We start from the raw sequence: 24,244 nt of genomic DNA on the forward strand, positions 1-24,244 counted from the left end.
TCTACAATCAACCTACATGTTCGAACAAGCTTTTAAGAATATTGACGACGCACTTTGGAAAGATTCCGGATGCGATAGTGAACTGGATTACATTGGGCAGTCTTCGTGGCTACTCTTTTTGAAGTACTTAAATGATCTAGAGCTTGTGAAAGCCGATGAGGCCGCACTTCAAGGCAAGGAGTATGCATTTATCTTAGCTGAAAAATACCGTTGGACTTCCTGGGCAGCCCCAAAAAATGAACAAGGAGAAATAGATTATAACAAAGCTCAGACGGGCGAAGACTTGGTGGACTTTGTAGATCAAAAACTGTTCCCCTACCTAAGGGAGTTCAAACAAGGACATATTGAAAACCCCCAAAGTATTGAATACAAAATTGGGGAGATCTTCTCGGAGCTCAAGAACAAAATTCAGAGTGGCTACATCATGCGTGATGTAATCAATCATGTGGATGAACTCCCCTTTCTTGCAGCGGAGGATAAGCACGAACTCAGTGAGCTGTACGAGACCAAGATCAAAAATATGGGGAATGCCGGCAGGAACGGTGGACAGTACTACACTCCCCGGCCATTAATCCGTGCTATGATTGAAGTAGTAGATCCGAAAATCGGGGAAACCGTGTATGATGGCGCAGTTGGCTCGGCGGGTTTCTTATGCGAAGCGTATGAGTATATGTACGAACGCATGGATAAAACTACCGAGAACCTAAAGACTTTACAGGAGCAGACTTTTTACGGCAAGGAAAAGAAAAACTTGGCCTATATCATTGGAATCATGAATATGATACTGCATGGTATTGAGGCTCCGAATATCATTCACACCAATACGCTAGCGGAGGACATCCGTTCGATACAGGAGAAAGACCGATACAACGTGATTCTTGCCAATCCTCCCTTTGGCGGGAAAGAACGGAAAGAGGTGCAGGAGAACTTTGATATTAAAACCAGCGAAACTGCATTTCTGTTTCTACAACACTTCATTAAGTCGCTGAAAGCCGGTGGGCGAGCTGCCATTGTGATTAAGAACACCTTCCTCAGTAATACCGACAACGCCTCCATTAGTTTGCGGCAGTATTTACTAGAGAAATGTAACCTGCATACCGTCTTAGATATGCCCGGTGGCACCTTCTTAGGCGCGGGTGTGAAAACCGTTGTGCTGTTCTTTGATAAAGGAGAGCCGACGAAGAATATCTGGTATTACCAGTTTAGCCCTGAGCGGAATTTAGGGAAGACCAACCCTTTGAATGATGAAGACTTGAAAGAGTTTAAAGAACTCATAGGAGACAAACCTGAGACCGAACACAGTTGGAACCTGAAGGTAGCGGATATCCCTGAAGACACCTGCGACCTGAGTGCCAAGAACCCCAATACCCCGGAAGAAGCTCCGCTCCGAAGTCCAGAGGAGATTCTTACCGAAATGGAAGCACTGGACGAAGAAACTCAATCTCTCATGCAATCGATTCGGGAGTTGATATGAGGGAAGATTGGGATTACAGAAAGATAGGTGACTTTCTCAAAACTGGAGCAGGTGGAACTCCATTAAAAAGACACAAAGAATTTTACGAAGGAGGGAATATTCCTTGGTTACTTAGTGGTGAAGTTGGCAAAAAAGAAATTATTTGTGCCGAGAATTATATTACAGAGGAAGGACTAAATAATTCTTCTGCTAAACTATTCCCAAAGAATACTGTATTGGTTGCAATGTATGGTGCGACAGCAGGTGAAACTGGGATTTTAAGATTTGAGGCCACAACTAATCAAGCAGTTTGTGGTATTCTACCAAATACAAAGATCATCTCAGAGTTTCTGTATTTCTGTTTGCTGTCTAAGAAAGACGAGTTAATTGCTCAAGCGACTGGTAATGCTCAACCGAATATTTCACAAATAAAAATTAAAAATACAGAAATCCCCATCCCTCCACTCCCCGAGCAACAGCGCATTGTTGAAATTCTGGATGAAGCCTTTGAAGCCATCGATCAGGCAAAAGCCAACGTTGAACGCAACATCCAAAATGCGGAAGAGCTGTTCCAGAGTAAGCTGAATGAGGTGTTTTCCCAAAGAGGTGAGGGGTGGGAGGAGACAACACTTGGAAAAATGTGCAGTGTATTAAATGGTTATGCTTTTAAAAGCAAAGAAGCCATAGATAGTTCTAATACTCAGTTATTACGAATGGGAAATCTTTATCAAAATAACTTAGATTTAGAGAGAAGACCTGTTTTTTATCCTGATTCATACGCAGAGGAGTATGAAAAATTCGTTTTGAGTGAAGGTGATTTAATTATGTCATTAACAGGTACTGTTGATAAAAGAGATTATGGATACACAGTAGAAATACCTGAAACAGATGTAACGCTTTTACTGAATCAACGAATAATGAAAATCATCATAGATAAGCCTGACCTGATCAATAAGAGCTTTTTGAAAGGTTATTTATTGTCCCCTTTCTTTTTGGATAAACTTTATGGAACGGCAAGTGGGACAAGACAAGCAAACTTGTCAAGCCAGAAGATCATGAAGCTTCCTTTTTACTATCCAACTGATATTGAAGCACAAAAAAAGATAGTGAGAGTTATTCAATCGCTAAAAGAGGTTACCAATAGTATAGTACTTAACAACAAAAAACGACTCAGTGATATAGAAGAGCTCAAAAAATCCATCCTCCAGGAAGCGTTTAGTGGAGCGTTAACGGGGGGTGAACCAGGATTTGCAGGATTACAGGATGCACAGGATGGAATGGTCACCAAAGCTGCTGAACCAGAGGTAGAATATAATGCAGAGGGGTGAACTAGGGTGTGCGGGATTAAAGGATGAACAGGATGAGATGGTCACCAAAGCCGCCGAGCCAGTGGTAGAATACAATGCAAATGGGTGAACTAGGATGCAAAGGATGTTGAGGATAGAAATAATCCTGAAAATCCTACCATCCTGTAAATCCTGATGCAAAGACCCTATAATTGAATATCAACCCCGTCAATCCTGATGCAAAGACCTGTAATTGAATATCAACCCCGTCAATCCCGATACAAAGACCCTATAATTGAACATCAACCCCGTTAATCCCGATGCAAGCACTCACTAATGAACCTCGACGACATCACATATAAAATAAACGGTTGTGCTATGGAGGTGCACAGCGAGCTTGGAAATGGATTTCAAGAAGTGGTGTATCAGCGGTGTTTGGCTATTGAGTTTGATAAAGCCGGCTTACAATTCGGGCGGGAAATTGAGTAGGATTTGTTCTATAAAGGCATTCAGGTTGGTACCCGACACGCCGACTTTATCGTTGAAAAAAAGGTTGTTGTAGAAATCAAAGCCGTGATTAATCTAGAAGATGTTCATTTAACCCAAGCAAAAAACTATGTAGTTGCATACAATCTCCCAATTGGTTTACTTATCAACTTTGGGGCTAAAAGCCTTCAATTCAATAAGATATTTAATTCAGCTCTCGGGAAAGCTAGAAAATAAATCAAGATTTGAATGGAGCTTTACGGAATTGCAGCATACTGAGTGAACTCATTTTGCACATTCTATCCCACTGTTAAATATGATGCGAAAATTAGTAATTAAGTAAATACGGTTGAACGAAGCGGAAACTATACAGGATTTGATTCTGCCGGCATTAAATGCCGCTGGTTGGGGTAAAGAAGGTTGCAGAAAACGTAGAGAGTTTCCGATTACTAAAGGCCGCCTCATTGGAGGAGGTCAACGCACTAAGCCTCTTAAAGCAGACTTCGTTCTAGAGTATAGAAATCGTCGCATAGCCGTTGTAGAAGCGAAAGCCCGAAATAAGTATTACACCGACGGAGTAGGGCAAGCCAAAGAATACGCCGAACGCCTAAATATCCGATTTACCTATTCTACCAATGGTCAACGGATCTACGAAGTAGATATGGACACCGGAGAAGAGAGGGAGATAGATGCCTTCCCAAGTCCCCAAGAGTTGTGGGAACGATTATACCCTACCATTTTGGAATATGGCGCACCACCTGAAGAGCAGATAGATTGGAAACAACGCTTTCAAGACGTGCCTACAGAATTATTTAAAGGCCAATACTCCCCCTACTATTATCAGGAGAATGCAATTGTTAAAGTCTTAGACGCCATTGCTGAAGGTAAAGACCGACTCCTGCTCACCATGGCTACCGGAACTGGTAAAACGGCCACCGCTTTTCACATATGCTGGAAGCTGTTTGAAGCCCGATGGAACCTTCAACGGGATGGCCAACGCAGGCCACGTATTTTATTCCTCGCAGATCGGAATATCTTAGCAACACAAGCATATAATGCCTTCTCTGATTTCCCAGAAGATGCCATGAAACGAATTCGTCCTGACGAAATTAAAAAGAAAGGGCGGGTACCGAAGAATGCCAGTTTGTTCTTTACCATCTTTCAGACCTTCATGAGTGGCCCCAACGATTCTCCATATTTTGGCGATTATCCAAAGGACTTTTTCGATTTCATCATCATTGATGAGTGTCACCGTGGGGGAGCCAACGACGAAAGCAACTGGCGAGCCATCATGGAGCACTTCAGTCCTGCCGTTCAGCTGGGTCTAACTGCAACACCTAAAAGAGATGTGAATATTGATACTTATGAATATTTCGGGGAACCCTTATATACCTATTCTCTCAAGCAAGGAATCAACGACGGTTTCCTAACTCCGTTTCGGCTTAAGGAGATTCAAACCACAGGAGATACCTACCAATTTACCCCTGGCGACATTGTATTAGAAGGGGCTGTGGATGAGGAAAAAGAGTACACCCATGAAGAGCAGAATCGAATTATCGAGATCATGGATATTGAGAAGTACAGGGTTCAAAAACTTCTTGAACTCATCAATCAAAATCAGAAGACTATAGTATTTTGCGCTACTCAGATTCATGCAGCCGCCATTCGTGATTTGATCAATCAGCTCTCTGATAGCACCAATCCAAATTACTGCCACCGAGTCACTGCCGATGATGGCAAAAGAGGGGAACAACACCTTAAGCAGTTTCAAGATAACGAAAGTACCATTCCTGCCATTCTCACCACTTCAGAGAAACTTAGTACGGGAGTAGATGCCCCTGAATTGCGGAATATCGTACTCATGCGTAAAGTAAACTCCATGGTTGAGTTTAAGCAGATCGTAGGACGAGGTACTCGATTATTCGATGGAAAAGATTATTTCACCATCTACGATTTCTACCGTAGTGCTCATGGCAAGTTTAATGACCCCGATTGGGATGGAGAACCGGTAGCCCCTGAACCACTCCCGCTACCTTATCCACCCACACCATGCAACGAATGTGGTGAAATTCCATGTATTTGTGTGCACGAACCTAAAGAGTGTGAAAAATGTGGTAACACTCCCTGTGTTTGCGATACTCCTCCGCGGATGATGACTCGCATCAAGCTATCCGACGGGAAAGCCAGGGAACTCGATTCAATGGTAAAAACCTCTTTTTGGAGTCCTGATGGGAAGCCTATTGGGCATGAAGAATTCCTGAATCAGCTATTCGGCGACTTACCTTCACTATTCAAAAGTGAAGCCGAATTAAGGAAGATTTGGAGCCTACCAGAGACCCGACGTCGCTTACTGCAAGAACTTCAAGAAAAAGGGTATACCCTTGAACAATTAACCGATCTGAAGAAACTAGTTCGTGGCGAAGACAGTGACCTCTTTGACGTCCTTTCCTATGTAGCCTTTCACTCGAAGATTGTAAAGCGACTGGAACGAGCGAGCTACGCCAAACTGCACTTGGAAAACTACAACCAAAAGCAGCAAGATTTTATCAATTTTGTATTAGATCAATACATCAGAGACGGAGTAACCGAATTAGACGACTCAAAGCTTCCAGAGCACTTAGCGCTTAAATATCGAGCTTTAACCAACGCTAAACGAGAACTAGGCAATATTCCAGAGATCAGAAATGTCTTTATCAGCTTTCAAGAGTATTTATATGATGCGAAAGTGGGTTGATGTGATGTAAACCAATCATAAGAACCGGCTTTTCTAAGGATCACACCCCTATTGTTGTCACCAATTTCACCACCCCAAACAAAAAAACCCTTGCGAATCGATGACTCACAAGGGTTTTGGTGGGACCGGGCGGGTTTGAACCGCCGACACACGGATTTTCAGTCCGTTGCTCTACCAACTGAGCTACAGTCCCTTTCAGAAGGACGGCAAAGATAGAAGGTTTTTAGACCACAAACAATACAGAAATGAAATCAATTAATAATGAATGTCTTTAAGTCGCATTTGAAGCGTTCTACGGCCGTTCCAATGATTTTCTTCTATCACATAAGCTACGTCAAATGTTTTGCCACTTCGAACGTGAGGCAGATATTCATGCATGTTAAAACCGATGGCATCAAACACCCCTGAGTTTTCTTGGCGGAGCTTCATCTTCAGATGTCCATTACCCACTATGGTAGGTACTCCCACGGCTTTCACTTGCTTGCTCGAAAATACAGGACGCAGATTCCCAGGCCCAAAAGGTTCAAACTGATTCAGCAGCTTCCAGAACTTCATATCTACTTCTTCAAGGTGCAGGTTCGCATCAATCAGCAATTCGGGCTCAAAGGTGTTTTCCGATAAATCTAGATAGGCGATTTCGCTCATGCGTCGTTTAAACTCACTCAGCTTGCCCTCCTTTATCGTGAGGCCCGCTGCGAACTCATGTCCTCCAAACTGCTCTAGCAAATCCTCGCACTTCTTCATGGCGTTATAGATGTTAAAGCCTTTGATGCTTCGTCCAGAGCCTTTAATCACGCCTTCCACACTACTTAGCATAATCGCAGGGCGGTGGTATAGATCCACTAAACGCGAAGCCACAATGCCGATCACACCTAAGTGCCAATCTTCTTTGTACAGCACCATTATGGACGACTGATCTAAATCCATGTCCTCATCGATGATTGAAAGTGCTTCTTCCATCGTTTTCGAGTCGGTATCGCGCCGTTTCATATTCACTTGTTCCAGCTCATAAGCGCAGGCCTTGGCTTCGCCTGAAGTTTCCGCAATCATAAGCTTTACGGCGGTAGTAGCATCGCCCATACGTCCAGCAGCGTTGATACGTGGCCCTACCGAGAACACAATTTTGGTAGTGTTGATATCTTCTTTCGATACTTTGATGAGTTCAAGCAATGACTTCACCCCAATCCGCGGATTTTTGCGAATCATTTGAAGCCCTTCTTTCATCAAAATCCGATTTTCATCTACAATCGGCACTATATCAGAAGCAATTGAGATGGCTACTAAGTCCAAGAACTTGTAGGCAATGTTCTTCGGGAGCCCTAGCTTATCGAGTGTGCCTTGAATAAGCTTAAAACCTACTCCAGCTCCTGATAATCCATCAAAAGGGTAGGTGCAGTCGGGGCGCTTCGGATCTAAAACAGCAAGCGCATCGGGGATTTCATCACCAACGGTATGGTGATCACAGATAATGAGGTCAATGCCTTTTTCTTTGGCTTCAATGGCTTCGTTGATGGCGGTGATACCACAATCCACCGAAACGATAAGGTGAGCCCCTATGTCTTCCGCATAGCGAATGCCTTCGGGGTTTATGCCGTAGCCTTCTTTAAAACGATGGGGAATGTAGAAATCTACTTCTACACCAAACTCTTTCAGGAATATATAGATGCAAGACGTAGCGGTAGTGCCGTCTACATCGTAGTCGCCATAAACTAATACTTTCTCGTTATTACGAATGGCTAGCGCCAAGCGTTCAGCTCCAGCATCCATGTCCTTCATCAGGAATGGATCGTGGAGTCGGTCTATCGTAGGTCTGAAAAAGAGTTTTGCATCATCAAATGATTCTATGCCGCGGATAGCCAATAACTCGGCTATTTTCGCCGGAACGCCCAATTTCTGCTGTAAGGCAGATACAGGGATATCGTTGTCCGGCTGTGCGAATACCCAGCGGAATGACATGGTTAACTTTATTTATTTTTTTATACATAAAAGGTACAGCGGCGACCAAACCTACTTACCAACGCAAAGCGTAATTACCATTAAAATACAATATCGAGTTCAAAATTTTTAATCTGATTCTGAAAAGCTTTAAATGAACTCAATCAAATATTGCTACAGCTTTTTCCCCATAAATATCTATGTAATGGTTATATTAAGAACTGGCTTCCAACAAAATTATTGAGAACGATTTAAATCTTTGTGAAAGGAGTTCGTTCAAATTTGAGAATCACGATAGAAATTGAGAGCTTGTGGAAGCGGTTCCAATTTCAACTTTACACACAAAAGAAATTATCAGATGACTGAAGCACCATCAAGCACACCAAAAACGGAAAAAGAAGCAAACCCGAATTTTCCTGTATTTAACGCTCTGCAATCTTATGAGCATGAGCAAATCGTAGTTTGTTCTGATCCGGAATCAGGCTTACGCGCTATTATCGCTATTCACGACACTACTCTTGGCCCAGCATTGGGTGGTACTCGTATGTGGAATTACGAAACCGAAGAAGCTGCCCTTCGTGATGTTCTTCGCCTTTCAAGAGGAATGACTTATAAAGCCGCTATTTCTGGTTTAAACCTTGGTGGTGGAAAAGCTGTTATTATTGGCGACCCACATACTCAGAAAACAGAAACTTTATTCCGTGCATTTGGGCGTTTTGTTGATGGCTTAGGAGGTCGTTACATCACTGCTGAAGATGTTGGAATGCACGAGCAAGACATGGAGTGGGTATACTCTGAAACGAAGTATGTAACGGGTATCCCTAAGTCGTTAGGTGGAAGTGGTAACCCTTCGCCTGTAACGGCACACGGTGTTTACATGGGTGCGAAGGCTTGTGCCAAAAAAGCGTATGGCAGCGATTCATTAGAAGGTAAAAAAATCGCTCTTCAAGGAGCTGGAAACGTAGCTAGCTACTTTGCTCGTTACGCGGCTAAAGAAGGTGCTGAGATTTACATCACCGATATCTACGAAGACAAAGCCAAAGCTCTAGCTGAAGAAGTAAACGGTAAGTTGGTGAGCCCAGACGAAATCTACGGCTTAGATGTAGACATCTACACACCATGTGCATTAGGTGGAGTGATCAACGACGACACCATCGATCAATTCAAGTGCGACATCATCGCTGGTGGGGCAAACAACGTGCTTGATATCGAAGACCGCCATGGTAAAATGCTCCTCGACAAAGGCATCATCTACGCTCCTGATTATGTAATCAATGCAGGTGGGCTAATCAATGTAGCGGGCGAGCTAGAAGGCTACAACGAAACACGTTGCATGGAGAAAGCGAGCAAGATCTATGATACAATCTTAGACATCTTGAACTACTCTGAAGATGAAGGCATCCCAACGCATCAGGCTTCTAACATCCTAGCAGAGCGTCGTATTGCTCAAGTTGGCAAAACACATAAAATCTATTCTTCAAAAGGTCACTTCTCGGGTCGCCTTGGAGAAATGTACATGACTAACCGTCGTTAATACGTCGAATTAGCAATCTATTTATAGCCCTGTTTCCGATGGATGCAGGGCTTTTTTTATGCCCATCTTTCAGGTCGTAGCCAAAGTTGAAATGTGATGAATGATGGCACACTTATTGTTATTGGTGTAGCACAAACACACATGTGGCCTATACAAGTGAAAAAGTTTAATTATCCGTATCTTTGGGCCATTAAAATTACACTATTTGTAAACTGTATTTAATTCATGGACAAAAAAGATTTTCTGCTTAAAGATCGACTCATCAAAGGAATTACTGAGGATGGGTTTTTTAAGATATCTGTGGTTAAAACCACTGATATGGTCAAAGAAGCACAAGAGAGACACCAATTATCACTCCTAAGCACAACGATGTTAGGTCGTGCCCTCACAGGGGTTATGTTATTAGCCTCTGAGTTGAAAGGCGAAGAGCGTATTCAACTTCGTTTTGAAGGCGATGGACCTATAGGTTTTATGGTTACTGAAGCTAACAGCTTAGGCGAAGTGCGTGGTTACGTAGGTAATCCTGCCGCCCAAATTGATTACACCAAAGAGAATGCTTCTTTAGCTGATGGCATCGGACTTGGCGTACTCACACTTTCCAAATCATTGTATAATGAAGCGGAGCCTCGCACCAGTACCATTCAATTGGCAAAGAGTGATGTTACGACCGATATCGCGCTTTACTTAGCGCAGTCGGAGCAAATAGACTCAGCCATCATGTTAGATGTTGGCTTCGACAAAGATGGCAATATCACTGAATCGGGTGGCTTACTCATTCAAAAGCTCCCAGGTGCACCAGATGGACAAATTGACCTCCTACAAGAGCGCTTAGCTTCCTTCCCAGCGGTGCATACTTTCTTTGAAGATGGCCAGTACATCGATGATGTAATGCAAAAAGTGATGTCGCCATTGAAGGTTAAAGAGTTATCGCGCCAGTTGGTAGATTTCTTCTGCCGTTGCAGTAAAAAACGTTTCTTGAATGCGTTATCGATGTTGAATCACGACGACCTCAAAGACATGAAGGATGAGTCGCAAGAAATTGTTTGCCAGTACTGCAACAATAGAGAGAATATCTCGAAAGAGGAGATCGCAGCATTGATTTCTACATCGCAAGCCAAAATGAACTAACATGGATAATCTGAGGGATAACGACGTTAAATACATTGTAAATAGAGCTACAATGTTTCAAAAGTTTTATGGAACTACTTCCACCAACGTCGATCCCTCTTTTCGTGAGCGCTACCCTCATCTTTTTGAGCTCACAGATTCCATGAACTTAAATCCGGCTTGCGTGTGCGAAGCCATTTTAGAATTTGAAGGGGTTCCTGTTGAGGACCCTTTAATTTTAGATGCGGGTGCACACCATGCTGAAATTCTAGGCTTTGCCAACGGCACGTTAGATCAAGACACCTTTCGAGAGCTGAAGGCCAATGTGGAGTACCACTTTTTAACGAGGGGCCGTATTTCACGTCGTAAGAATAAAACAATATGGAAAGCTGAACCCACCGGTTTCTCCCGTTTTATTCGCACTCGGAATTCAGGAGAAGTTCATTTTGAACAAAAAGACGGCAAACTTCTGATTAGAGCGAAGCAGAATCTGAAGACCTTAAATAAATTTCTTTTGTTTGCACTGCCTCCTGGCATCGGGGGCACCTTAATGGTAAGTGCGGTGATTACTGGAAATAGTAGTTCAAGCGATGCCGCTCCGATGTTAATTTTTGGAACCATTTTCATGACGGTGGCATTCTTAATATCACGTTTTGTGAAGCGCCGCAAGCAAAAAAGGAAAAATGAACTCGTGGATTTGGTGGAAACACTTCAGCATACCTTAGAACGCCGAAGAAAAGGAAAAGGAGTAAACACCGCTGCTACAGCCACTGCAACGCAAAGTGGTCAAATTCAGATACCTGATATTGAACTTGAGGGCGACGAACAGAATATTGATTCAATTGAATTAAACTTACGACGAGAACAACAATAGGAGAGCTTTTATTATGGCAACCAAAGTGGTGATAATAGGAGGCGGCTTTGGTGGTATTTCTGTTGCCAAGCAGCTTTCTTCTTCGGAATTCGAAGTAACCTTAATAGACAAAACGAATCACCATTTATTTCAGCCTTTGCTATATCAGGTAGCAACAGCCGCTCTTTCTCCCGGCGACATCGCTATTCCCATCCGAGCGATCTTCAGCAAAAGAAAAAATCTGAATGTGATATTAGGTGAAGTCACTGATATCCAAAAAGACGCCCAACAAGTTCAGCTAAAGGATGGCGAACTCATCCCATTCGACTATCTGATATTAGCACCTGGTTCACAATACAATTACTTCGGCAACGACGATTGGAAGTCGCATGCTCCCGGCCTTAAGTCATTGGGTGATGCCCTTCAAATTCGAGAACGCATTCTTCTATCATTGGAAAAAGCGGAACGCCTTAAGGATGCATCAAAACGAGCACCTTATCTCACTTATGTGATTATAGGAGGCGGACCTACCGGCGTTGAAACAGCTGGTTCTATCGCTGAGATTGCAAAGCGGAATATGATGCGTGACTTCAAGAATATTAAAAAAGATGAAACGCGTATCGTCTTAGTTGAAGCGGCTCAAAACGTGTTAAATGGCTACCCCGACGAACTATCGGATGTGGCTAAAAACGACTTGGAGAAAATGGGAGTACAGGTTCTACTTAATACTCCCGTTAAAGACATTACTGATGAAGGGGTTCAGCTTGAGGACCAATTCATTGAAACACCCAATGTTATTTGGGCCGCAGGTACCGCTGCTTCCCCTTTGCTTCAGTGTTTAGGTGAAGACCTTGATAAAGCTGGGCGGGTTAAAGTTCAGGCAGATTTAAGTATCAGCGATAACCCTAATATTTTTGTAATCGGCGATGCTGCTTATTTCGAAGACAAAGATAATAACCCCTTACCCGGCGTGGCGCCTGTAGCACTTCAACAGGGTAAGTACGTAGGGGAGCTGATAAATGATGAGCAAAAAGGAAAAGCTCGTTCCAACTTTAAGTATTTAGACAAAGGAATGATGGCTACAATTGGTAGAGCTAAGGCTATTGCCAACATCCGTGGCATTAAAGTAAGTGGGTTCATTGCTTGGTTGATGTGGGGCTTTATCCACATCTTTTTCTTGATTGGCTTCCGCAATAGATTTCGGGTATTTGCCGAATGGATATGGCATTATCTTACCTTCAAGCGAGGGGTGCGTTTAATCACAGAACGCAAGAAAGAAGACTAAGCGTAGTCGACTCTTTCTTAAATAGAGAAGCTGGTTCCACAACCGCAGTTTTCCACTGCATTGGGGTTCTCGAACGTAAAGCCACGTGCATCTAAGCCATCGGGGTAGTCAATTTCGATACCTTCTAAGTAGAGCAGGTGATCGGATGAGACAATGATTTCTACACCAAAGTTTTCGAATACAACATCGTCTTCCGTGCGGTGATCTAATCCGAGTTTATAACTCAGCCCTGAACAACCTCCGCCTTCAACAGCTACGCGTAGATATAGTGATTCATCTAAGCCTTCTTGGGCCTTAATTTCTTTTACTTGCTTGGCGGCACGTTCGGTTAGAGTAACAGGCTCGCCGGTAAGTTCTCTTTTCTCCTCTTCTTGAGAAGTTTCTGTTTCATCAACGTCTATGAGTGACGCGATGATATCGTCTAGATTATCTTCTTGGGTATTCATTGTTCTCCTTATTTAGAACAAGTCAAAACTACGAACTTTTATTGGAAAATGTATAATGCAGAACGCCTTTATCTTCGAACATATCGAGTACTCCGGCACTCGCTAAATTCACCAATATTTTGCCCGCTCTATAGGTCGTTACATTGGCCAGAATGGAAAAGCGTTCAATGGTGATATCTCCGTATTCATTCAAAAAACGGAACAGCTCACGCTCTCGTTCACCGTACTCGAAAGTAACGCCTTCGGTATCAGCACCGTTCTTCAATATCTCGATATAATCGTCGCTAGCGGCTATACATTCATCATCTTGGCGTATATAAACCACACGTTTTTTCTTTCCTTTTACAGCTACGGGTTTGTTCTCAACCTCGGGTACTTCCACAATTAGAACATCGCGTTTGCTGTAGTGAAGCAATTCAATTTTGATTGGGATGGGAGGTACGCAAAGCTCTTCGGCTGCTTGTTGAAGCCAGAATTCTTCTTCTAAATAACTTTCTATGCCTGTGATATCGCCGTTGTCTTCTACGCCGATGAGAATGCGCCCACCTTTTGTATTGGCAAAGGCCACCATTTCGCGTGCGATTTTTTCGGGAGAAGCAACCTTGTGCTTAAACTCTAAGAACGAACTTTCACCGGTAGCTACTAAGTTTCTAAGGTCTTGCTTACTCAGCGCAGACACCGACACGGAACCGATGTTCTGCATATAAAATTCGTACTCGTCTTCCATTATGTAAACGCTAAGCGAACTTAGCTTTTTGGTTATAGCGACACTTCGTCTTTTGGATCGCGTGTCATTAACGCATTCAAAGCGTCTTTAGGGTCTACATCTTCAAAAAGAACTTTATAAACCGCTGCTGTGATAGGCATATCCACATTGTTTGCTACTGCCCAGTCGTGCACCGATTTCGTTGTTTTGATCCCTTCAGCCACCATGCGCATACTCTTGATGATCTCGTCTAATTTCTTGCCTAATCCAATCTGATGCCCTACATATCGGTTTCGGCTATGCTGTGAGGTACAGGTTACGATTAGATCGCCCATTCCGGTTAAGCCCGAAAAGGTTTCGGCGTAGGCTCCTAACATCACGCCCATTCTTTTCATTTCATGAAGTCCGCGAGTAATCAAAGCTGCTTTGGCATTATCTCCTAACTCGGCACTGTCGATTACACCGGCTGCAATTGCCATGATATTCTTTACAGATCCTCCAACTTCAACCCCTTTGATGTCGTTGTTCAAGTACACTCTGAACATAGGCGTCATAAAAGTGTCTTGAATAAGCCGTGCTGTTCGAGTAGAATAAGCCGCCGCTACCACGGTTGTTGGTTTTAGCAAGGCCACTTCCTCAGCATGACTAGGGCCATACAGCACTCCTATATTGTCTTCGTAGGTTGTGCCTTCCATCACCTCAACTAGGATTTGAGACATGGTCTTAAAGGTGTCGTTCTCTATCCCTTTTGATACAACCACTAAAATCTCGTGTCCATCTAGGCAGGGTTTTATCTTTGCTGCTACTTCTCGCAAGGTATGAGAAGGAGTAGCAAAGATGATCATATCCTGATCCATCAAACAATGCTCGAGATTGTTATATGCTTTGATCGACTTTGGGAGCTCTAAATCTGTTAGGTAGGCAGGGTTGCGATGGTCGTTATTGATACCATCCACAACTTCTTGTTCTCGTGCCCAGATCTGAACGGTATTACCGGCAGTATCTAATACGGTAGCTAGTGCTGTTCCAAAACTACCGGCGCCTATAATGGTAACGTTTCTCATGAGTTTACTTGTTCTAAATCTTTTTCTGCTTCTTCGTCACCCTCTTCGGGTACATCTTTTTTCTTTTTTGAAGAACCAACTTTGCTTTCTGTTCCCGCTATTAACCGCTGAATATTCGTTTTATGCTTCACAATGATACCTGTGGCTATAACAATACCAAAGATAATCATACTCCCATCAACGATTTTATCCATGCCGAATACATAGCGCATCACTAACAAACTAATAGGATATAAAAAGGAACCCAAAATGGATGCTAATGAAACATAGCGTGTAAGAAGGATGGTAAGTACAAATACGATCGAAGAAATTCCGATGGAGATGGGCTCGATTCCGAATAGCATACCACAAGCCGTTGCTGCGCCTTTACCGCCTTTAAACCCTGCAAATAATGGGAACATGTGGCCAATTACGGCAAACAGTCCGCAACTGATTTTAAGGAAAGCGTCTACTTCCCAGTTGGGTGGCGAGAGTGGGCCATCGAACAGACCCCATGCCATGGCACTTACAAAATATGAAGCCACAAAGCCCTTCAAGAAGTCCATTGCAAAAACGGTAACTCCTGCGGGCCAACCTAAAACTCTAAATGTATTCGTGGTACCGGCGTTACCGCTACCATGATTTCTTATATCGACCCCTTTGGTGAGCTTACCTACCCAAATTGCTGAAGGTATGGAGCCCAACACAAAACTGATCGCTAAAACAGTAAGTGTTGCTAGCATGTATTATTAACTTTTACCTCAAGATACTATTGCAGAGGTATAAGAAAAAACTAAACGTGTCTTTCGGCGTGATATGATGAACGCACAAGCGGTCCACTTTCTACGTGACCGATGCCAAGTTTTTCCCCTATTTCTTTATACTCCGCGAACTGATCAGGGTGTACCCAATCTACCACAGCATGGTGCATCTTAGTTGGCTGCATGTATTGGCCAATGGTAAGAACATCCACTTTATGGTCCACGCAATCTTGCATGAGTTCAATTACTTCTTCCCTAGTTTCCCCTAATCCGACCATGATGCCGGTTTTTGATTTAATTCCTGCTTCCTTCACGCGCAGTAGTAGCTCAAGCGAACGCTCATATTTAGCCTGAGGACGTACTCGGCGGTACTTACGCGGCACCGTCTCTAAATTATGGCTTAGTACATCTGGAGGCGTATCGATTACGATTTGAAGTGCATCCCATACTCCTCTAAAATCTGGAATCAACGACTCGATCGTCACGCCTGGGATAGCTTCTCTAAGTGCTGTATGTGTGGCTGCAAAGATAGGTGCTCCACCGTCTTTTCTATCATCACGGTTGATAGAGGTAAGTACCACGTGCTTTAATTTCATTTTTGCTGCAGCATCGGCTACACGTGCTGGTTCTTCCCAATCTAGTTCTGCTGGTGGGCGACCTGTTTTAATGGCACAGAATGCACACGAACGAGTACAAACATCACCCAGAATCATAAAGGTTGCGGTACCTGCACCCCAGCATTCACCCATGTTAGGGCAGCGAGCTTCTGAACATACAGTGTTCAGATTATTCTCATTTATCGTATCTAGTACTTCTTTAAACTTCTCTCCTGATGGAAGTTTTACCCTTAACCATTCGGGGCGGCGTTGTACTGATTTCTTTTCTACTACTTGCAGTTCTTTGATCATGGGAATGCCTTTAAAAAAATTAGTCTTGCATGGCTATTTCTGATATTTCAATTCAAAGCCATCAAGACTCGTAAAGTTACAAAAAATTCTTCTTTAGTTCTTCCAGTGTGCCGGCTTTCACAATGGGAGTTTCAAACACCTCGCTGAAGTGAAAAACTATCCGTTCTTTTACTTCTTGAAGCTCAATATGATTGCCTGTTAGCTCTTGTAAACTCGTAACGGCTTTATCTTGAATTCCGCAGGGCACAATGTTCGAAAAATAACTCAAATCTGTGTTCACATTGAGCGCAAAACCGTGCATGGTTACCCAGCGTGAACAACGAATGCCCATCGCACATATTTTCTGTTCACCTACCCAAACGCCAGTTAACCCGTCAATTCTTCCGGCTTCAAAACCATAGTCAGCAACCGTGCGAATGATAACCTCTTCCAAGAACCTTAGGTACTTATGGATGTCGGTAAAATGGCGGTCTAAATCTAAAATTGGGTACCCAACAATTTGCCCTGGTCCGTGATAGGTGATATCCCCGCCACGATCGATTTTCACAAACTCGGCATCCCATTGCTGAAGTTCAGCCATAGAGCGCAGCATATTTTCTTCCGCGCCACTTTTCCCTAGGGTATATACATGGGGATGCTCAACAAACAGAAGCGCGTCATTTTTCCGAATGCCTTCAAAAACGCCTTTTTGCTCCGCTCTTTTCTCATCAATTAACACCTGTTGAACCTTGTGCTGAAGATCCCAAACGGGCTTATAAGAGCCTTGACCTATATCATATAAATCTATGGTTTTTTCCATGGGGTCCAAGATACGCAGATTCGGATTAAATATTTGAGGATGGGAGAGAGCTAGAACTCGATAGGTTGCTTGTTGGCCGACTGTTTAAACTCACCACTTATTGAAACAAAAAATGGCTCCACAAGGGAGCCATTAATACTTAGTTCATAAAGTGCGTGCAAAAATTCTGACACACTTTGAATCCCCTTTCAAGAGGGGATTTAGATCCGTGCCAATTAAAAATTAATCAGCACATCAATGATCTTATTTCTTTTTAACGGGAGTTCCTAAGTGAACACCTTCATTGTATGCTTCAGCAACTGCTTCCATTACCGCCTCAGATAGAGTTGGGTGTGGGTGAACAGCGCTAATGATTTCATGACCTGTAGTTTCAAGATCACGAGCTACAACAGCTTCAGCAACCATTTCAGTAACGCCAAATCCGATCATGTGGCAACCTAACCACTCGCCGTATTTCGCATCAAATACTACTTTCACGAAACCTTCTTCGTGACCAAGTGCTGTTGCTTTACCACTTGCAGAAAGTGGGAATTTCCCAACTTTTACGTCATAGCCTTCTTCTTTCGCTGCTTTTTCAGTTAAACCAACAGAAGCTACTTGAGGCTCACAGTAAGTACATCCTGGGATGTTGCTGTAGTTAATTGGCTTAGGGTTCATGCCAGCTAGAAGCTCAACACACACGGTTGCTTCATGAGAAGCTTTGTGCGCTAACCAAGGTGCACCGATGATATCACCAATTGCGTAGATACCGTCAACGCCGGTTGAGTAGTCAGACTTATCAACAACGATAGCGCCTTTTTCAACTTTCACGCCAATCTCTTCAAGGCCTAGACCTTCCACGTTTCCAGTTACACCAACTGCCGAAAGCACAACATCTGCTTCGATCTCTTCTTTACCTTTTTTGGTGTTCACTGTTACTTTAACGCCGTTACCTTTCTTCTCAACTTTTTCAACGGTGCTCTCAAGAAGTAAGTTCATGCCTTTCTTCTTGTAGATCTTACCAAGCTCTTTTCCAACGTCTTGGTCTTCAACAGGCACAAGTGTTTTCTGAAGTTCAACGATAGTTACTTCCGTACCTAAAGTGTGGTAGAAGTATGCGAACTCAACGCCAATTGCGCCGGCACCCATAATTACCATTTTCTTAGGCTGCTTGTCCATTTGCATCGCCTTTTCAGAATCGATGATAAGCTTACCATCAATTTCTAAATTAGGAATCTGGCGTGGACGAGCACCTGTAGCAATAATAAATTTCTTTGCTTTGATAGTGTCGGTTTCTTTTCCTTTTTCGTCTTTAACAGCTAATTCTGTTTTAGACTTGAAAGAACCTTCACCCATGAACACGTCAATCTTGTTGGCTTTCATCAAGAATTGAACACCTTTGCTCATTTTGTTCGCAACACCACGGCTACGCTTAACAATGCCACCGAAATCAGCTTTAACGTCTTTTACACTAATACCGTAATCATCGGCATGCTGGATCGATTCCAATACTTCCGCTGAGCGTAATAATGCTTTAGTTGGAATACATCCGATATTCAAACAAACACCACCAAGATGTCTTTTTTCAACAATTGCGGTTTTAAAACCTAGTTGCGATGCACGGATTGCAGCTACATATCCGCCCGGGCCCGACCCGATTACACATACATCAAATTCTTTTGCCATGATTTCCTTTAGATATTAGTTTTTTGTTCTTCGTTACCTCGGCTGAACCGAGAACCTTAACGAAAAGTACCTTTCGTTTACACGGAAGGTATGACGGTTTTTTCAAAGGCGGGTTAAGTTAAGGGTTTTTAAACTGAACTTCGAGTATCTACAAAGGAATCTTATTCTAAATTCAAGTTCTTCACTTCGGAACTTTTAAACTGTTTTTTCACCTTCTATTAGCATTTATTATTATGATCAGTATCATTTACTAGAATTAGGGCAAACGGCTATTACCATGAGATATCAATTTCTTACACTTTGTTTAGTTTTTTTCATTAGCGCAATTACCGCAAATGCTACTCCAATTGCGGCAAATCCAGACGACGGAGAGTATCAAGAGCAGCTAAAAGCACACTTTGCCAAAAAAGGCATCGATATCTCGCCCTACTTTGAAGACGAGCGTTTTGAGATTATCGAAACTATAAAAAAGAAATTTACTCGCTCTGCTGAAGTAAAAATCAAAAGCTTAGATGACTACAAAAAAGTGCTACGCTATGAAGAGAAAAAAGAAGCCGCTGCTAGCTTTTATGCTGCGTATAAAGAACCTTTAGCAAAAGCCGAAAAAGAATATGGCATTTCTCAAGAAGTGATTATCGGGATATTAGGAGTGGAGTCGGCATTCGGTAAATACAAAGGCTCTTATAATCCATTCAATGCCTATGTGAGCATGTATGCCAAAGGGTATAGAAAAAAGTTTGCCTTGGCCCAATTAGAAGAACTGTTGAAGTTTACCCAACGCGAAAACTTGGATGTATTGGCTTTAGAGTCGAGTTATGCGGGCGCAATGAGCTATGCTCAGTTTATCCCGTGGTCTATCAATCGCTGGTTTGTGGGTAACGATTTATACAATATGGAGAACAACATATACTCGGTAGCTAATTACTTGGCTCACTACAAAAAAGTAACCGGGAGTATTGAAAAGGCAGTGCTTCGCTATAACCCAAGCTCTTTATATCAGCAAGCCGTGTTAGCTCTTGCGAAAGATGTAGAACCCCTTACTGAATAGCCCTCAACACTCGTTCTTACCCACTTTTTAAATTTTTTGTTGACTTTATATTTTTTTGTTCTACATTTGTAGAAGTAATTCTAACAATGTAGAACAACATGCGATTATCCTCGACTGAAGAAGAGCTGATGGAACATTTATGGAAGCTTAAAAAGGCTTTTATGCAAGATCTTTTAGAATGCTATGCAGATCCAAAACCAGCGCCTACTACTATCGCCACGCTGTTAAAGCGCATGAACGACAAAGGCTTCATCAGTTATGAACAGAAAGGGCGTTCACGGGAATACTTTCCAACGGTTAAAAAGGAAGACTACTTCTCAAAGCACGTCAAAGGACTCATTCGGAAGTTTTTTAATAACTCAACGGCACAATTCGCTTCATTTTTTACTTCTGAAACAGATTTAACTACAAAAGAACTTGAGGAGTTAAAGCGCATTGTTGATCAAGAACTAGAGAGGAAGAACCAATGATTTTATACATCATCAAATCCACTATAGTATTAAGTCTGTTACTGGGGTGTTATTTTGTATTCCTTGATCGATTAAAAACGTATCGATTCAACCGCATTTACCTATTAGGGAGTTTAGTTTTAGGGCTACTTGCTCCACTGATTCCCGTTAATTCAGGAACTACTTTAAAACTTATTCAACAGCCCAATACTGTTTTGAATACTTTCTCAAAACAATCGAGTGAATGGTTAGATCGTGCAGTGGTTTCCCTTCCTACCCAACCTGTAAACAAAGATGAACGAAGCACTGCAAAGACTTTAAACACAGCGAGTGCACCTGAAAAGTCTAGTTCTTCGAATGGTGATATATTTCCTTTAGAAACGGCTGAATCTACTATTGTAAATCCAGCATTTAGCATAGAAAAAGCGCTGTTTTATCTTTACTGGATCGTGGCTATAGGGTTTTTTATTCGCTTGGTAACACATTTGACTGCCTTTTATGCTCGGGCTTATGGGAAGGGCTATAAAGAATATGATAAGGCGAAGATTGTATTAGTGCCTGAATCTATCATTCCGCATTCATTTATGAATGTCATTTTTTTAAATGAAAAGGAATACCAGGATGGCAAAATCTCTTCCACAGTATTAAAGCATGAGCTAACGCATGTTCGCCAATATCACAGTGTGGACATCCTATTTATTGAGCTCATTAAAACCTTCTTTTGGTTCAACCCCGTGGTATATGCTTTTAAGTACGTCATTCAAACCAATCATGAATATTTAGCGGATCAGGCAGTATTAGATGCTGAGGTAGATGCTAAAAGTTATATGCATCAATTAATTCGATATGCGTCCCATACATCGCCTCTAGCCTTAAGTAGCACATTGAATTTCTCCTTAACTAAAAAGCGTATTCAAATGATGCACGCTGTTAGCTCTAAAATGAAATCCATCTTTAGAATCTCTTTGGTTGTACCTCTTTCATTGTGCGTGTTGCTTCTATTTTGTGATGACTATGCTTCTTCTTTCCCCTATTACAGTGATATTGAAATAGATTACAAGCCGTCTAAAACATCAAACAGGAGGGGCATTGTTTATCATAATGGTGAACCATATACCGGTGTAATAACCTACCGATTCAAAAGCAACGATGCTCTGTATACTCAACAAACTTATGATAATGGGTTAATTATAAAAAATGTCCTTTTTGACTCGTTAGCCAATAAGAGACTAGAATATCATTTCACCTATGAAGGGGATACTTCAAAATCCTTTAAACATATTGAATACATAGAAGGTGAAAGCGTTGTATTGTCACACTTTATATATGCAACAGAATCATCAAAGGGCTCAACTATTCACCGCTATCCTAACGGGCAGTTAAAGTTTACTGCTCAGGTGTTAAGAAAAGGTGTATATGACGGGCTTATGACCTTGTACGCTGAGGATGGTACCATCTTAGAACAAGAGCGATATGAAAATGGCGCTCTTGTTGAAGTTTTAGTGGATACCGACAATCAAACAGGATTCCGAAATAATTAAAATAAAATCAGTCTAGATCTTTAGTCATGAACCACCATTTGGGTTCGCCGTATTCAAACCCCTCGCGTTCGTATAGTTTTTTTGCAGGGTTATCGGTTCGAACTTCAAGAGTGATTTTAGAACAACCAAGTCCTTCCGCTTCGGCTTCAACCGTTTCAAGGAGTTTAGTCCCTATACCTAGTCCGCGTGCATCGGGGTGAACAGCTACATCATGAATTTTAAAAGTCTTACTAGCTGTGAAGGTAGAGTACCCAATAAAACAGGTTACAATCCCTAAGGCCTTTTCCCCCATATAAGCGATGTAGGTCATCGTTGTTGGAATTTTTTTCATTTCCGCGATCATATCAACGCGAACTTCTTCACTTAGTGGCTCATTTTGGCCCATTGGATCTTTCGCGAATAGATCCACAATGTTTACAATATCGGCGGCGTGTTTAGGATTATCGAGGTCAGCTTGAATTATTTCGATGTCGGTAGCAACATCTACAGTTGAAGTCATAAGAACAGTGTTCTTTAAATTAATTTTCTTAATAAATAGCGTGTGAAACTAAGGAATTAAAGTGACCATGTACAAAAAAGTGCCCGATTCTAACACTTTTTAATCAAATGCCTCAAATAGCTAAATTAATTCGTTCTATTACTCGTCTAACTTCATCGACATAAAGTAATAGGGGGGCTTTCCATAACTGAACCCTTCCCTTTCATACAGTCTTCGTGCAGCATTATTTTCTAATACTTCTAAAGTTACTTTACAGGCCCCTCGATCTATTGCTCTGCGTTTAACTTCTTGAATTAAAGCGGCTCCCACACCTTGTCCACGAGCCGATTCTACTACGGCTAAATCATGAATATTAACTAAAGGTTTAGCATAAAAAGTTGAATAGGCCCAAAAGCAATTCACGATTCCCACAGGTTCGTCGTTGTTATAGGCAATCAATACCATACTATTTGATGTAGCTTTTAAGCCTTCAACCAAATGTTCTTTTACGTGTACGCTTAGCGATTGCCCTCCTCCCATTTCATCTTCCGCATACGCATTGGTCAAATAAACAATATGCTCTGCATGTGTGGGGTTATAATAATCGGCTTGAACAATATTTAATTTCATAGATTCTTACTTCGTGGGTTGACTAGGAACAAAATGGTTCAGAATTTGGTAATAAGTATGATCTCTAACAAACTATAATCGCCTTGAAGTTACATTCCCTCGCATTCCTTTTTGTATCACTGTTTATCTTTTCCTGCTCCAGTTCCTCAGGTTCAAATGACGGGGGTGGTGGTACTACTTTCTCCCATACTCAAGGCGTAGGCGATACAGCCAATGGCTTTTTATCTGCTTCTGAATACACCTCACTGACTATCGAAGTGGATTATGTAGCAGGGTTTCAGCCTAGCCAAGCGGCTCTAAATAATTTAAAGAGCTTTCTTGAATCGCGACTTCACAAACCCGGGGGCATTACCATTACGGTTGATGATGAAATTTCTTCTCCTGGGCAATCTCCTTATACCGCTCAAGAGGCCTTTGACCTTGAACAAGAACACCGCGATATCTACACAGAGGGGAATACCCTAGCTGCCTATTTCATCATCCTAGACGGGGAGTTTGAAAATGAAAACGTGTTAGGGTTTGCCTATTTCAATACTTCTATGGCTTTGATGGGGGAGCGCATTGAAAGTATCTCAGGCGGATTTGGTCAGCCTAGTAAAACCACTGTGGAGACAGCGGTATTGAATCACGAATTCGGGCACATTTTAGGCTTGGTTGACAACGGAACTCCAGCAGTTGAAGATCATGTGGATGAAGCTAATGGAGCACATTGTGATGTTGAAAGCTGTTTAATGTATTTTGCTGTTCGTACTTCTGATTTCATGAGTAACCTCATGGGAGGCGAAATCCCTGAGTTAGATGCCCAGTGCATTCAGGACTTACAAGCCAACGGCGGTAAGTAAAGGCACAGACCCGTTGTGAATGAGGGTAAGCGATTGTGGTTCAGTGGCTTTACAAAGATCCTGTCTATCAGTTGGTAGAGATGGTTACAAAAAAAATGCTGTCACCCTGAGCTGATGAATACTACAAAGGCCACTTTATCAGTTGCGAAGGGTCTCAAACCTTGAACTAGCTTTGGGTAGTGCGTTCATTTGAGATCCTTCGTGTTAGCACCCTTCAGCCTCATCACAGCCTTTCCTACTCAGGATGACAGCTTT

The 24,244-nt window shown here is 42.3% G+C and carries 21 protein-coding genes, 1 tRNA gene and 1 pseudogene; 12 read left to right on the forward strand and 11 right to left on the reverse strand.

The features are described 5' to 3' along the window. Positions 1–16: 16 nt before the first annotated feature. From B155_RS0110145 to hsdR, 4 genes and pseudogenes are all read left to right on the forward strand, one after another. Entirely contained in the window at positions 17–1,474 is a 1,458-nt protein-coding gene (locus B155_RS0110145) for a class I SAM-dependent DNA methyltransferase (RefSeq protein WP_018128158.1), read from the forward strand. Further along, the gene (locus B155_RS13640; RefSeq protein ID WP_018128159.1) at positions 1,471–2,781 is read left to right on the forward strand and encodes a restriction endonuclease subunit S; all 1,311 of its coding nucleotides are present in this window, start codon (positions 1,471–1,473) and stop codon (positions 2,779–2,781) included. Before B155_RS0110145 ends, B155_RS13640 begins: the two co-directional genes overlap by 4 nt. Positions 2,782–3,075: 294 nt before the next feature. Beyond that, positions 3,076–3,462, forward strand: a pseudogene (locus B155_RS13305) (GxxExxY protein). Between the two features lie 112 nt (positions 3,463–3,574). Continuing rightward, complete coding sequence (gene hsdR, locus B155_RS0110160; RefSeq protein WP_018128162.1) at positions 3,575–5,959, forward strand: EcoAI/FtnUII family type I restriction enzme subunit R; 2,385 nt, start codon at positions 3,575–3,577, stop codon at positions 5,957–5,959. Between the two features lie 117 nt (positions 5,960–6,076). Here hsdR and B155_RS0110165 read toward each other — a convergent pair. Beyond that, positions 6,077–6,152 (reverse strand) — tRNA-Phe (locus B155_RS0110165). 62 nt (positions 6,153–6,214) lie between these two features. Further along, on the reverse strand, positions 6,215–7,915 hold the full coding sequence (gene recJ, locus B155_RS0110170; RefSeq protein WP_018128163.1) for a single-stranded-DNA-specific exonuclease RecJ: 1,701 nt from the start codon (positions 7,913–7,915) through the stop codon (positions 6,215–6,217). 337 nt (positions 7,916–8,252) lie between these two features. Here recJ and B155_RS0110175 point away from each other — a divergent pair, with 337 nt between their 5' ends. From B155_RS0110175 to B155_RS0110190, 4 genes are all read left to right on the forward strand, one after another. Continuing rightward, on the forward strand, positions 8,253–9,428 hold the full coding sequence (locus B155_RS0110175) for a Glu/Leu/Phe/Val family dehydrogenase (RefSeq protein ID WP_018128164.1): 1,176 nt from the start codon (positions 8,253–8,255) through the stop codon (positions 9,426–9,428). A 225-nt stretch (positions 9,429–9,653) separates the two neighbouring features. Continuing rightward, positions 9,654–10,556 carry an Hsp33 family molecular chaperone HslO gene (gene hslO / locus B155_RS0110180; protein WP_018128165.1) on the forward strand — a complete coding sequence of 301 codons (903 nt, stop codon included), beginning with the start codon at positions 9,654–9,656 and terminating at the stop codon, positions 10,554–10,556. A gap of 1 nt (position 10,557) precedes the next feature. Then, complete coding sequence (locus B155_RS0110185) at positions 10,558–11,409, forward strand: hypothetical protein (protein ID WP_018128166.1); 852 nt, start codon at positions 10,558–10,560, stop codon at positions 11,407–11,409. A gap of 13 nt (positions 11,410–11,422) precedes the next feature. Continuing rightward, on the forward strand, positions 11,423–12,673 hold the full coding sequence (locus tag B155_RS0110190) for an NAD(P)/FAD-dependent oxidoreductase (RefSeq protein WP_018128167.1): 1,251 nt from the start codon (positions 11,423–11,425) through the stop codon (positions 12,671–12,673). A 17-nt stretch (positions 12,674–12,690) separates the two neighbouring features. Here the strand turns inward: B155_RS0110190 and B155_RS0110195 are convergent, their stop codons facing one another. The 7 genes from B155_RS0110195 to lpdA form a co-directional block, all read right to left on the reverse strand. Further along, positions 12,691–13,119, reverse strand: coding sequence for a HesB/IscA family protein (locus tag B155_RS0110195; RefSeq protein WP_018128168.1), 429 nt, complete (start codon positions 13,117–13,119; stop codon positions 12,691–12,693). Between the two features lie 28 nt (positions 13,120–13,147). Then, entirely contained in the window at positions 13,148–13,846 is a 699-nt protein-coding gene (locus B155_RS0110200) for an AlbA family DNA-binding domain-containing protein (protein WP_018128169.1), read from the reverse strand. A 32-nt stretch (positions 13,847–13,878) separates the two neighbouring features. Then, positions 13,879–14,889, reverse strand: a complete 1,011-nt coding sequence (locus B155_RS0110205) for an NAD(P)H-dependent glycerol-3-phosphate dehydrogenase (RefSeq protein WP_018128170.1) — start codon at positions 14,887–14,889, stop codon at positions 13,879–13,881. Continuing rightward, complete coding sequence (gene plsY / locus B155_RS0110210) at positions 14,886–15,611, reverse strand: glycerol-3-phosphate 1-O-acyltransferase PlsY (RefSeq protein WP_018128171.1); 726 nt, start codon at positions 15,609–15,611, stop codon at positions 14,886–14,888. Before plsY ends, B155_RS0110205 begins: the two co-directional genes overlap by 4 nt. A gap of 50 nt (positions 15,612–15,661) precedes the next feature. Beyond that, positions 15,662–16,537 carry a lipoyl synthase gene (gene lipA / locus B155_RS0110215; protein WP_018128172.1) on the reverse strand — a complete coding sequence of 292 codons (876 nt, stop codon included), beginning with the start codon at positions 16,535–16,537 and terminating at the stop codon, positions 15,662–15,664. Positions 16,538–16,613: 76 nt separating this feature from the next. Further along, entirely contained in the window at positions 16,614–17,336 is a 723-nt protein-coding gene (lipB, locus tag B155_RS0110220) for a lipoyl(octanoyl) transferase LipB (protein ID WP_018128173.1), read from the reverse strand. Positions 17,337–17,579: 243 nt separating this feature from the next. Then, positions 17,580–19,001, reverse strand: coding sequence for a dihydrolipoyl dehydrogenase (gene lpdA / locus B155_RS0110225; protein ID WP_018128174.1), 1,422 nt, complete (start codon positions 18,999–19,001; stop codon positions 17,580–17,582). A gap of 277 nt (positions 19,002–19,278) precedes the next feature. Between lpdA and B155_RS0110230 the strand changes: the two genes are divergently transcribed. From B155_RS0110230 to B155_RS13645, 3 genes are all read left to right on the forward strand, one after another. Further along, on the forward strand, positions 19,279–20,049 hold the full coding sequence (locus B155_RS0110230; RefSeq protein ID WP_018128175.1) for a lytic murein transglycosylase: 771 nt from the start codon (positions 19,279–19,281) through the stop codon (positions 20,047–20,049). A 98-nt stretch (positions 20,050–20,147) separates the two neighbouring features. Further along, complete coding sequence (locus tag B155_RS0110235; RefSeq protein ID WP_018128176.1) at positions 20,148–20,519, forward strand: BlaI/MecI/CopY family transcriptional regulator; 372 nt, start codon at positions 20,148–20,150, stop codon at positions 20,517–20,519. After that, positions 20,516–22,039, forward strand: a complete 1,524-nt coding sequence (locus B155_RS13645; RefSeq protein ID WP_018128177.1) for a M56 family metallopeptidase — start codon at positions 20,516–20,518, stop codon at positions 22,037–22,039. The genes B155_RS0110235 and B155_RS13645 overlap by 4 nt, the downstream gene beginning before the upstream one ends. Positions 22,040–22,046: 7 nt before the next feature. On the opposite strand, the gene B155_RS0110245 is transcribed toward B155_RS13645, so the two are convergent. Further along, positions 22,047–22,538, reverse strand: coding sequence for a GNAT family N-acetyltransferase (locus B155_RS0110245; RefSeq protein ID WP_018128178.1), 492 nt, complete (start codon positions 22,536–22,538; stop codon positions 22,047–22,049). 138 nt (positions 22,539–22,676) lie between these two features. Beyond that, a complete protein-coding gene (locus B155_RS0110250; protein WP_018128179.1) occupies positions 22,677–23,147 on the reverse strand; it encodes a GNAT family N-acetyltransferase in 471 nt (156 codons plus the stop codon). An 83-nt stretch (positions 23,148–23,230) separates the two neighbouring features. On the opposite strand from B155_RS0110250, the gene B155_RS0110255 reads away from it, so the two are divergent. Beyond that, positions 23,231–23,989, forward strand: coding sequence for a hypothetical protein (locus B155_RS0110255; RefSeq protein ID WP_018128180.1), 759 nt, complete (start codon positions 23,231–23,233; stop codon positions 23,987–23,989). Positions 23,990–24,244: the final 255 nt, after the last annotated feature.

The sequence above is a fragment of the Balneola vulgaris DSM 17893 genome (assembly GCF_000375465.1).
GTDB lineage: Bacteria > Bacteroidota > Rhodothermia > Balneolales > Balneolaceae > Balneola > Balneola vulgaris.